The 10667-nt window shown below is 71.2% G+C and carries 9 protein-coding genes and 1 riboswitch; of the genes, 5 read left to right on the plus strand and 4 right to left on the minus strand.

All coding sequences use genetic code 11. The annotated features are described in order from the left end of the window. Positions 1–78 precede the first annotated feature (78 nt). A riboswitch (cobalamin riboswitch) is annotated at positions 79–155 on the minus strand. Positions 156–357: 202 nt separating this feature from the next. Beyond that, positions 358–942 carry a Uma2 family endonuclease gene (locus EF903_RS04420; protein ID WP_125541256.1) on the plus strand — a complete coding sequence of 195 codons (585 nt, stop codon included), beginning with the start codon at positions 358–360 and terminating at the stop codon, positions 940–942. A 67-nt stretch (positions 943–1009) separates the two neighbouring features. On the opposite strand, the gene EF903_RS04425 is transcribed toward EF903_RS04420, so the two are convergent. The 3 genes from EF903_RS04425 to EF903_RS04435 form a co-directional block, all read right to left on the minus strand. After that, entirely contained in the window at positions 1010–1210 is a 201-nt protein-coding gene (locus EF903_RS04425) for a YbdD/YjiX family protein (RefSeq protein WP_125541257.1), read from the minus strand. After that, positions 1207–3360 carry a carbon starvation CstA family protein gene (locus EF903_RS04430; RefSeq protein ID WP_125541258.1) on the minus strand — a complete coding sequence of 718 codons (2154 nt, stop codon included), beginning with the start codon at positions 3358–3360 and terminating at the stop codon, positions 1207–1209. The genes EF903_RS04425 and EF903_RS04430 overlap by 4 nt, the downstream gene beginning before the upstream one ends. A 191-nt stretch (positions 3361–3551) precedes the next feature. Further along, entirely contained in the window at positions 3552–4316 is a 765-nt protein-coding gene (locus tag EF903_RS04435; protein ID WP_125541265.1) for a GntR family transcriptional regulator, read from the minus strand. A 292-nt stretch (positions 4317–4608) separates the two neighbouring features. On the opposite strand from EF903_RS04435, the gene EF903_RS04440 reads away from it, so the two are divergent. From EF903_RS04440 to EF903_RS04455, 4 genes are all read left to right on the plus strand, one after another. Beyond that, positions 4609–5892: an extracellular solute-binding protein gene (locus EF903_RS04440; RefSeq protein WP_125541259.1), complete on the plus strand. Its 1284-nt coding sequence runs from the start codon at positions 4609–4611 to the stop codon at positions 5890–5892. Positions 5893–6105: 213 nt separating this feature from the next. Continuing rightward, positions 6106–7134, plus strand: a complete 1029-nt coding sequence (locus EF903_RS04445) for a carbohydrate ABC transporter permease (protein WP_125541260.1) — start codon at positions 6106–6108, stop codon at positions 7132–7134. 68 nt (positions 7135–7202) lie between these two features. Further along, the gene (locus EF903_RS04450) at positions 7203–8021 is read left to right on the plus strand and encodes a carbohydrate ABC transporter permease (protein WP_260614797.1); all 819 of its coding nucleotides are present in this window, start codon (positions 7203–7205) and stop codon (positions 8019–8021) included. 5 nt (positions 8022–8026) lie between these two features. Then, positions 8027–9541 (plus strand): glycoside hydrolase family 3 protein, encoded by a 1515-nt coding sequence (locus EF903_RS04455; RefSeq protein ID WP_125541261.1) that lies wholly within the window; start codon positions 8027–8029, stop codon positions 9539–9541. Between the two features lie 152 nt (positions 9542–9693). Here the strand turns inward: EF903_RS04455 and nagB are convergent, their stop codons facing one another. Then, complete coding sequence (nagB, locus tag EF903_RS04460) at positions 9694–10479, minus strand: glucosamine-6-phosphate deaminase (RefSeq protein ID WP_125541262.1); 786 nt, start codon at positions 10477–10479, stop codon at positions 9694–9696. Positions 10480–10667 lie beyond the last annotated feature (188 nt).

Here is a 10667-nt window from a genome sequence, read left to right on the forward strand (position 1 = left end):
CGCGTCGTCCGCAGGCCCTACCGCGAGGCCCGGACGTGGTCGGCACCCGGTTCGGTCGAGCCGGGCGCACTGTCGACAGGTCGTCGGACTTCGGTGACACCGATGGGTGTACTTCATACCGTTGCGGGACAGTTCCGGATTCGCACCGGATTCCCCTGCGGCGACAGCGAGGATGAGCATACATGTGGTGGGCGCCCTCTGTGTGACCCCCTAGATGTTGTGTCTGCCTTCGCTGAGCGTGTCCTCACAGCTCCAGTCGGTAGGTGAGGGGCGTCAGCTCCGCCGAGAGTGCCGGACGGGGGTGGTGGCCGGCGCTATCGTCAGGAGAACAGCACCATCGAGGAAGGCGAGCGAGGCGTGACCGTGATGACCGACCGGCCCCACATGCTGTCCGACGAATTCGAGGCCCTCGCGCGCATAGGCGCCCGGGAGATCGAGGGGCTGCGGCTGGAATTCATCGACGGTGTCATCAGGAGCAAGGCCATGCCGGACGGGGACCACGGGCGCATCATCCAGTGGCTCACGCGGATCTGTATCCAGCACCAGCCCGAACTCTGGCTGCACCAAGGCGTTGGTATCAAGGCGCAGGAGTACCGGACGGGGCGGGCGATCCCGGACGCCGTACTCGCACACGAGGACGCTTTCGTAGGGCAGGGCGACTGGGCCGACCCCGAACCGGTCCTGATGGCCGTCGAGGTGACGTCCTGGGATTCGGACACGCATCGTCGTGACCACGTCGAGAAGCCCCGGGCCTATGCGGAGACGGGCATCCCTGTCTACCTGCTCGTCGACAGGGCCAAGTGCGAGGTGTCCGTCTACAGCCAGCCGAACGGCCGCCGGTACGAGAGCCTTCACGTCGTACCGTACGGATCGGACATCGCTCTGCCCGAGCCCGTCGGCATCACCTTGCAGACCGAGCCGCTCAAGAACTGGGTGCGCTGAGGCCGTCTGAGGCGCAGGAGCCCCGCCGGATGGCGGGGCCCCTGTCCGTGCGCCGGTGCGGCAGCCCTCAGCAGCAGCGGAAGCCGCCCCGGGGGTCCGCCTCACGGGCGTCGGTGCGGGCGCGTTCGAAGGCGCGGCGGGTCATGACCTCGGCGTCCGGGTCGTGGGAGCGGGCGTGGGCCACGTACCGGTCGTACGCCGCCTCGCCGGAGAACTCCCGTACGTAGTGGCGCGCCTTCGCCAGCGCGCCGCGGACGCCGCCGCTCATGCCACCGGCTCCTTCACCCGGCCGCCGCCGGATTCCAGTCCGGCCGCGGCGAGTTCGGCCCGCTCCTCGCGCGTCGCGATGAGTCCGGCCGGCGCGACGATCTTCGATTCGGTCCACGGGACCTCCGAGAGCGTGGCGGAGGCGGGGTTGCGGACGGCCTTGACGCAGGTCCGCAGCGCGTCCAGGAGCACGATCAGGATCAGCAGCGCGAACAGCGCCGACAGCACCCCGTCGACGGTGGCGTTGGTGACGATGGTGTGCATCTCGTCCATGTTCTTGGCGGGCTTCAGGACCTGCCCGGCCTCGATGCCCTCCTGGTACTTGTCGCGCTGGGCGAAGAACCCGACCTTCACGTCGTCCGAGAAGATCTTCTGGTAGCTCGCGGTGAGGGTGACGGCCACGTCCCAGGCGAGCGGCACGCCGGTCACCCACGCCCACTTGAGCCGGCCGGACTTCACCAGCAGCGTCGTGCAGACGGCCAGGGCCACCGCGGCGAGCAGCTGGTTCGCGATGCCGAACAGTGGGAAGAGCTGGTTGATGCCGCCCAGCGGGTCCTTGACGCCGACCCACAGGAAGTACCCCCAGGCGCCGACGACGAGCGCGCTGGCCAGCCACACGCCGGGCTTCCAGCTGACGTCCTTGAAGGACTTGTGCACGTTGCCGAGGGTGTCCTGGAGCATGAACCGGCCGACGCGGGTGCCGGCGTCGAGCGTGGTCAGGATGAACAGCGCCTCGAACATGATGGCGAAGTGGTACCAGAAGGCCTTCATGGCGGTGCCGCCGACGACGGCCGAGAAGATCTCCGACATTCCGAGTGCGAACGTCGGCGCGCCGCCGGTGCGGGAGAGCAGGCTGCTCTCCTCGACGTCCTTCGCGGCCTGCGCGAGGTACTCGGGCGAGACGGCGAAGCCGAAGTCGGCGACGGCCTGCGAGGCGCTCTGGACGGTGGTGCCGACGACGCCGGCGGGGGAGTTGACCGCGAAGAACAGTCCGGGCTCGATGATCGTCGCGCAGATCATCGCCATGACGGCCACGAAGGACTCGGTCAGCATCGAGCCGTAGCCGATGACCCGGACCTGGGTCTCCTTCTGGATCATCTTCGGGGTGGTGCCGGAGGACACCAGGGCGTGGAAGCCGGACAGGGCGCCGCAGGCGATCGTGATGAAGACGAACGGGAACATCGACCCCGCGAAGACGGGGCCGTCGCCGCGGGAGGCGAACTCCGTGACGGACGGCATCCGCAGGGTCGGCATGGCGATGACGACGCCCAGGGCGAGCATCGCGATCGTGCCGATCTTCATGAAGGTGGAGAGGTAGTCGCGGGGGGCGAGCAGCATCCACACCGGCAGGACGGAGGCGACGAAGCCGTACGCGACCATCCAGATGATCAGCGTCTCCTTCTCCAGGGTGAAGGCCGACGCCAGCGAGGACTCGGCGACCCAGCCGCCCGCGACGATCGCGAGCAGCAGCAGGGCGACGCCGATGACGGAGACCTCGGTGACCCGCCCGGGCCGCAGCACCCGCAGGTAGAAGCCCATGAAGAGGGCGATCGGGATGGTCATGCCGATGGAGAAGACGCCCCAGGGGGAGTGCGCGAGGGCGTTGACGATGACGAGCGCGAGCACCGCCAGCAGGATGATCATGATGGCGAACACGGCGACCAGGGCGGCGGCGCCGCCGACGGGGCCGATCTCGTCCCGGGCCATCTGCCCCAGCGAGCGGCCGTCGCGCCGGGTGGAGAAGAACAGGGTGACCATGTCCTGGACGGCGCCCGCGAAGATGACGCCGGCGACGATCCAGATCGTGCCGGGCAGGTACCCCATCTGCGCGGCGAGGACGGGGCCGACCAGGGGGCCGGCGCCGGCGACGGCGGCGAAGTGGTGGCCGAAGAGCACCCGGCGGTCGGTGGGGTGGAAGTCGACACCGTTGTCGAGGCGTTCGGCGGGGGTCGCCCGGGTCTTGTCGACCTTCAGCACGCGGTGCGCGATGAACCGCGCGTAGAAGCGGTAGCCGATCGCGTACGAGCCGAGCGCCGCGGCGAGCAGCCAGGCGGCGGAGACCTCCTCGCCGCGGGAGAGGGCCAGCACGGCCCAGCCGGCGGCCCCGACGAGGGCCACGAGCACCCACACGGCGACCGACTTGGGGGTCATGCGGCCCGATGCGGAAGGCGAGCCCGGGCTCGCGCCCGGACCCGCCTCGGTGTGTGGTGTTCCTGTCGCTTCCGGTTCCGGCATGATCCTCGTCCCCTCGTTGATCATCTGCGTGAGCGCAGGGAATCTACGGGGGCCGCCCGGTGTGCGTAAGCCCCCGTCCGCATGGCGAAACGAGAGTCAACTACGGATCAGACGGCGGGGCGCTGGAGTCGGGCGACGAACTTGTAACGATCTCCGCGGTAGACCGAGCGCACCCACTCCACCGGCTCGCCGTCGGCGTCCAGGGAGTGCCGCGAGAGCATCAGCATGGGCAGGCCGACGTCGGTGCCGAGCAGTCCGGCCTCGCGCGGGGTGGCCAGCGAGGTCTCGATGGTCTCCTCGGCCTCGGCGAGCCGGACGCCGTACACCTCGGCGAGGGCGGTGTAGAGGGAGCTGTACTTGGCCAGCGAGCGGCGCAGGGCGGGGAAGCGCTTGGCGGACAGGTGGGTCGTCTCGATGGCCATGGGCTCGCCGCTGGCCAGGCGCAGCCGCTCGATGCGCAGCACCCGCCCGCCCGTGGTGATCTTCAACAGGCCGGCGAGGGTGTCGTCGGCGGTGACGTAGCCGATGTCGAGGAGCTGGGAGGTGGGCTCCAGGCCCTGGGCGCGCATGTCCTCCGTGTAGGAGGAGAGTTGCAGGGGCTGGGAGACCTTCGGCTTGGCGACGAAGGTGCCCTTGCCCTGGATGCGCTCCAGCCGGCCCTCGACGACGAGCTCCTGGAGGGCCTGGCGCACGGTGGTCCGGGAGGTGTCGAACTCGGCGGCCAGCGTGCGCTCCGGGGGGACGGGCGTGCCGGGGGGCAGCGTTTCCGTCATGTCGAGCAAGTGCCTCTTGAGTCGGTAGTACTTGGGCACGCGCGCGGTACGAGTGGCCGCCCCGCCCTCCGGCTCGGTGGTCGCCCCTTCGGTGGCCATCGCCGCCCGCCTTCCCGACTCCAGTTTCACTGCCGTCACCGGCTCCTCCGATATGTGCGGTCACATCGTGACACGGGTGGGAGGGCAGGCCTCCTCCCTCCCCCAGGTGTCGGTCCGATAACGGGACCGGGCCCCCGATCATTAGACCCTTGACACCCCTAAAGGTCTAGGCCAAGCTCCGGTTACTGGTCTACACCAATATGGATCAGATCCCGGCCCAACGGGCAGTAATAGGTGCATGTCACCGCGGCGGGCAAGGGAAGTTGCAGGCAGCATCCCTGAGGAGGGTGGCGTGAAGCGCAAGCTCATCGCGGCGGTCGGTGTCGCGGGCATGATGGCCGGTGTCGCCGCGTGTGGCAACGGTGGCGACGACAAGGGCAAGACCGACGCGGGCGGCGCCAAGGAGATCACCGTCTGGGTGATGGACGGTTCCGCGCCCAAGACCTGGATCGACGAGGTCAACAAGGAGTTCTCGGCCAAGCACCCCGGTGTCACCGTCAAGGTCGAGGTCCAGGCGTGGAAGGGCATCCAGGAGAAGGTGACCACCGCCCTCTCCGAGAACACCCCGCCGGACGTGCTGGAGCTCGGCAACACCCAGACCGCGGGCTACGCCGTCACCGGCGGCCTCGCCGACCTCACCAAGGACAAGGGCGGCCTCGGCGCCGACGCCTGGCCCAAGAGCATGCTGGAGTCCGCGGAGTACGAGGGCAAGCTGTACTCGGCCCCGTGGTACGCCGCCAACCGCGTCGTCGTCTACGACAAGAAGGCCTTCGAGAAGGCCGGCGTCACCCCGCCGAAGACCCGCGACGAGTGGATCGCCGGCCTGGACAAGCTGAAGGCCGCGGACCCGAACACGCAGCCCATCTACCTGCCCGGCCAGAGCTGGTACGTCCTCGCCGGCCTCATCTGGGACGAGGGCGGCGAGCTCGCCGTCAAGGACGGCGGCAAGTGGAAGGGCGGGCTCGGCACCCCGCAGGCCGCCTCCGCGATGGAGTTCTACAAGAAGCTGCAGTCCTACTCCACCGCCCCCAAGGACAAGGACGAGGCCACCCCGCAGCAGTCCACCGACGTCGTCCCCAAGGGCGGGGTCGCGTCCTGGATCGGCCTCGGCTGGGAGGCCGGCGGCGCGGAGAAGGCGCTGAAGGACGCGGGCAAGGAAGCCGACTTCGGCTACTTCCCGATCCCCGGCAAGACCGCCGACAAGCCCGGCACCGTCTTCCTCGGCGGTTCGAACCTCGCCGTCGCCGAGCGCTCCAAGAACAAGGAGCTCGCCAAGGAGTGGCTGGCCCTGGCCACCGGCAAGGACCAGATGGCCAAGTACGCCGCCGAGGTCAAGGGCTCGCTGCTGCCGAACCAGGCCGCCGCGAACTTCACCCCGGCCCCGGGCTCCTTCGCGGAGGCCATGGGCAAGGCCGGCGTCAACGGCCGCATCACCCCGGTCACCCCGGGCTGGGCCAACGTCGAGACCGAGCCGAACCCGCTCAAGGAGTTCATGACGAAGGTCCTGAAGGGCGAGGACCCGGCCAAGGCGGGCGCGGAAGCCGACAAGGAGATCGCGAACCGCATCAACAAGTGACGCCCCGCAGCACCTGCTGCGGCGCCACACCCCGCCCGGGCCGCACGGCCCGCGCAGCACAGCAGTGAACGCACCCGGGGGTGCGGCAGGCGCCCCGGCGGCGCCCGCCGCGCCCCCGGGGCGAGCAGGGAGGGACGCAGGCGCGCCGCCCGCCCGCCGCCGACCGGGCGGGCCGCCCGCCGGTCGCCACGTCAACCGCGAGGAAACCAAGACATGACCGTGCACTCCCAGGGAGCGGCGACCGCTCCACAGGACGCACCCCGCGAGCCCGGAGGGCCGAAGGCGCCGCAGCCGCCGCACCGGCCCGCCGGCGCCCCGGAGGCGGCCCCGGCGCCTCGCGGGCGCAGAGGGGCGCTCCCCTCGGGATGGCTGCCGTACCTCCTGGTCGCGCCGGCCGTGCTCAGCATGGCCGTCCTGCTCCTGTACCCGCTCGCCAAGAACGTGATCCTGTCGTTCCAGAAGGTCGACAAGATCGAGTTCATCCAGCGCAAGGCGCCGTTCCACGGCGTCGAGAACTACACCCAGCTGCTCGGCGACGCGCAGTTCTGGACCGTCGTCCTGCGCTCCTTCCTCTTCACCGCCGCCAACGTCGCCCTGATCATGGTGGTCGGCAGCCTCATCGGGCTCCTGCTGAACCGCCTCGGCACGTGGATGCGGCTCGTGCTGTCGATGGCCCTCGTCATGGCCTGGGCCATGCCGATCGTCGCCTCCGTGACCGTCTTCCAGTGGCTGTTCGACGAGCAGTTCGGCGTCATGAACTGGCTGATGCGCACGCTCGGCTTCTCCGGCTACGAGCAGCACAACTGGTTCGAGACCGGCCTGTCCACCCTGGTGATCGTCACCGTCCTGGTCGTCTGGGGCTCGGTCCCCTTCGTCGCGCTCAACATGTACGCGGGGCTGACCACGGTCGGCGGCGAGCTCTACGAGGCCGCCCGCATGGACGGCGCGAACGGCTGGCAGACCTTCTGGCAGGTCGTCTTCCCCAACCTCAAGCCGTTCTTCCTCGTCACCACCTTCCTCGAGGTCATCTGGGTCTTCAAGGCCTTCACCCAGGTGTACGCGATGAACCGCGGCGGCCCGGACCGCGCCTCCGAGACCCTGCCCGTCTTCGCGTTCGTCGAGGGCCAGAGCCAGGGCCACTACGCGCTCGCCGCCGCCATCTCCGTCCTGACGATCGTGATGCTCGTCGTCGTCATGTCCTTCTACTTCCGCCTGATCCTGAAGCAGGAGGAGGAGCAGTGAGCACCACCACCGCGCCGAAGCCCGCCCCCGCCGCCCCGCAGCGCCCGCGCCTGCGCACCCGGCGCCCGCTGCGCCCCGCGGCCGTCGTGAAGAACCTGGGCGCCCTGGCCCTGGCGGCGCTCTTCCTCTTCCCCGTCTACTGGATGTTCTCCTCGGCCTTCAAGCCGTCGGGGGAGATCCTCGCCAAGGACCCCGTCTTCTTCTTCACGCCGACGCTGGAGAACTTCACCAAGGCCACCGGCGTCGAGCTCTTCTGGACGTACGTCGGCAACAGCCTCCTCGTCACCGTCGGCGCCGTGCTGCTGGCCCTGCTCGTCGCACTCGCCGCGAGCTTCGCCATCGCCCGCATGCGCTTCGCCGGCCGCAAGGGGCTCGTCCTCGGCGTGATGATGGCGCAGATGGCCCCCTGGGAGGTCATGGTCATCGCCATGTACATGATCGCCCGGGACGCCGAGATGCTGAACAGCCTCGGCCTGCTCACCGCGATCTACTTCGTGATGGTGCTGCCCTTCACCATCTGGACCCTGCGCGGCTTCATCGCCGCCGTCCCGGTGACGCTGGAGGAGGCCGCCCAGATCGACGGCTGCACCCGCGGCCAGGCCTTCCGCAAGGTGATCTTCCCGCTGCTCGCCCCCGGCCTGATGTCCACCTCGCTCTTCGGCTTCATCACCGCCTGGAACGAGTTCGCCATGGTCCTGATCCTCAACAAGGACAAGGCGGCGCAGACCCTGCCGCTGTGGCTGACCCAGTTCCAGACGGCCTTCGGCAACGACTGGGGCGCCACCATGGCCGCGTCCTCGCTCTTCGCGGTCCCCGTCCTGGTCATCTTCGTCTTCCTCCAGCGCAAGGCCGTCGGCGGCATGACCGCCGGCGCCGTGAAGGGATAAACGCCATGACCGTCCTTGCGCACGGCACCTCGGCCCCCGGCGGGCAGGACGACGCCCTGGCCCGCGACGCGCTCGCCGTCCTCCAGCCCGGCTTCGAGGGCACCACCGCGCCCGCCTGGCTGCTGCGCCGCCTCTCCGAGGGCCTGGTCTCGGTCGGCCTCTTCGGCCGCAACATCGCCTCGCCCGGACAGCTCGCGGCGCTCACCGCGCAGCTGCGCGCCGAACGGGCGGACGTCCTCGTCGCCATCGACGAGGAGGGCGGCGACGTCACCCGGCTGGAGGTCCGGGGAGGCTCCTCCTTCCCCGGCAACCTGGCCCTCGGGGCCGTCGACGACACCGGCCTGACCCGGGAGGTCGCCCGCGAACTGGGCCGCCGCCTCGCCGAGTGCGGCGTCAACTTCAACTGGGCCCCCTCGGCGGACGTCAACTCCAACCCCGACAACCCGGTCATCGGCGTCCGGTCCTTCGGCGCCGACACCGCCCTCGCGGCCCGGCACACCGCCGCCTACGTGGAGGGCCTCCAGGCCACCGGCGTGGCCGCCTGCACCAAGCACTTCCCGGGCCACGGCGACACCAACGTCGACTCCCACCACGCGCTGCCGCGCATCGACGCCGACCTCGACACCCTCGCCGCCCGCGAACTCGTCCCCTTCCGGGCCGCCATCGAGGCCGGCACCAAGGCCGTGATGAGCGCCCACATCCTCGTACCGGCCCTCGACCCGACCCGGCCGGCCACGCTCAGCCCGCAGATCCTGACCGGCCTGCTGCGCAAGGAGCTCGGCTACGAGGGCCTCATCGTCACCGACGGCATGGAGATGAACGCCATCGCCGGGACGTACGGCATCGAGCGCGGCTCCGTCCTCGCCCTCGCGGCCGGCGCGGACGCGATCTGCGTCGGCGGCGGACTCGCCGACGAGGCCACCGTGCTGCGGCTGCGCGACGCCCTCGTCACGGCCGTCCGCGAGGGGACGCTGCCCGAGGAGCGGCTCGCGGACGCCGCCGCCCGGGTCCGGGCCCTGGCCGGGTGGACGTCCTCCGCCCGCGCCGCGGCCGGTGCGGTGCCGGGCGCGCCGCAGGGGGGCGCGCCCGGCATCGGCCTGGAGGCGGCCCGCCGCGCGGTCACCGTCTCCGGCACCCCCGCCCCCCTCACGGCCCCGTACGTGGCCACCCTCGCGCCCGTCGCGAACATCGCGGTGGGCGACGAGACGCCGTGGGGCCTGGCCGGCGAGCTGGCCGAGCTGCTCCCGGACACCGCCTCGGGCGTCTTCCCGGAAGGGGCCGCCGCCCAGGACGTCCTCGCCGCGGCCGGCGGCCGCACGGTCGTCGCCGTGGTCCGGGACGCCCACCGCCACCCGTGGATGGCCGAGGTGCTGGACGGGCTCGTCGCGGTCCGGCCCGACACGGTCGTCGTCGAGATGGGCCTGCCCCGGGCCGAGCCCCGCGGGGCGCTGTACATCGCCACGCACGGTGCCGCCCGCGTGTGCGGGCGGGCCGCCGCGGAGGTCATCGCGGGGGGCTGAGCGCCGCTCCCCGGTCCGTCGGCGCGTGGGGTGCCGGCGGCCCGGGGCGGCGGCACGGACACCGGAGGCCGGGCCCTGTGGAGGGGGCCCGGCCTCCGGCCTGCGGTCGGTGCGGCGCCCCCTCGCGAGGGGGCGCCGCTGCTTTCAGTCGCTTACAGGCCCTGCCAGGAGGGCTTCTCGGCGTAGGTGTGGCGGAAGTAGTCGGCCAGCTTCAGCTTGGAGGCGGCGGCCTCGTCCACGACGACGGTCGCGTGCCGGTGCAGTTGCAGCGCGGAGGCCGGCACCAGGGCGGACAGCGGGCCCTCGACGGTCTGCGCGACGGCCTCGGCCTTGCCCTCGCCGGTGGCGAGCAGCACCAGGTGGCGGGCGTCGAGGATGGTGCCGATGCCCTGGGTGATCACGTGGTGCGGGACCTGCTCCAGGTCGCCGTCGAAGAAGCGCGCGTTGTCGACGCGGGTCTGCCGGGTCAGCGTCTTGATGCGGGTGCGCGAGGCGAGCGAGGAGCACGGCTCGTTGAAGCCGATGTGCCCGTCGGTGCCGATGCCCAGCAGCTGGAGGTCGACACCGCCGGCCTCGGCGAGGGCGCGGTCGTAGGCCTCGCAGGCGGCCGGGAGGTCCTCGGCCGAGCCGTCGGGGCCCATGAAGGAGGCCTCGGGCAGCCCGAGGGGCCGCACGACCTCGCGGAGCACGGTGGCGCGGTAGGACTCGGGGTGCCCGGCGGGGAGGCCGACGTACTCGTCGAGCTGGCAGACGCGGGCGCGGGAGGCGTCCACCTCGCCCGCCTCCACCTTGCGCGTGAGGGCCTCGTACACGGGCAGCGGAGTGGAGCCGGTCGCCACGCCCAGCAGGGCGTCGGGCTTGCGGCGGAGCAGGGCGGCCATGGCCTCCGCGATGAGCTCGCCGCCTGCCTTGGCGTCCGGGACGATGACAACTTCCACGCGTGGCCTGCCGATCTGGAGTGATGGGTGGTATAGACCAATCTAACAGAGTCGGGACGGCACGGGCCGGGAAATCCGGCCTTCTTCCATGGTCGTCCCGATCCCCGGACACGGCCCCTGGACGCGGCCCGCGGGCGCGGCGGGGCGGCAGGGGCGGGCTTCGGCGCGGTGGTGGTGCTCACTGCTCC

It is taken from the genome of Streptomyces sp. WAC05292, assembly GCF_003949955.1.
Lineage (GTDB): Bacteria > Actinomycetota > Actinomycetes > Streptomycetales > Streptomycetaceae > Streptomyces > Streptomyces globosus.

Excerpts from the sequence above, each read along its gene's own strand:
- EF903_RS04425 (WP_125541257.1), bottom strand. The coding sequence starts at position 1,210 with ATGAGCGGCGGCGTCCGCGGCGCGCTGGCGAAGGCGCGCCACTACGTA.
- EF903_RS04430 (WP_125541258.1), bottom strand. The coding sequence starts at position 3,360 with ATGACCCCCAAGTCGGTCGCCGTGTGGGTGCTCGTGGCCCTCGTCGGG.
- EF903_RS04435 (WP_125541265.1), bottom strand. The coding sequence starts at position 4,316 with ATGGCCACCGAAGGGGCGACCACCGAGCCGGAGGGCGGGGCGGCCACT.
- EF903_RS04445 (WP_125541260.1), top strand. The coding sequence starts at position 6,106 with ATGACCGTGCACTCCCAGGGAGCGGCGACCGCTCCACAGGACGCACCC.
- EF903_RS04455 (WP_125541261.1), top strand. The coding sequence starts at position 8,027 with ATGACCGTCCTTGCGCACGGCACCTCGGCCCCCGGCGGGCAGGACGAC.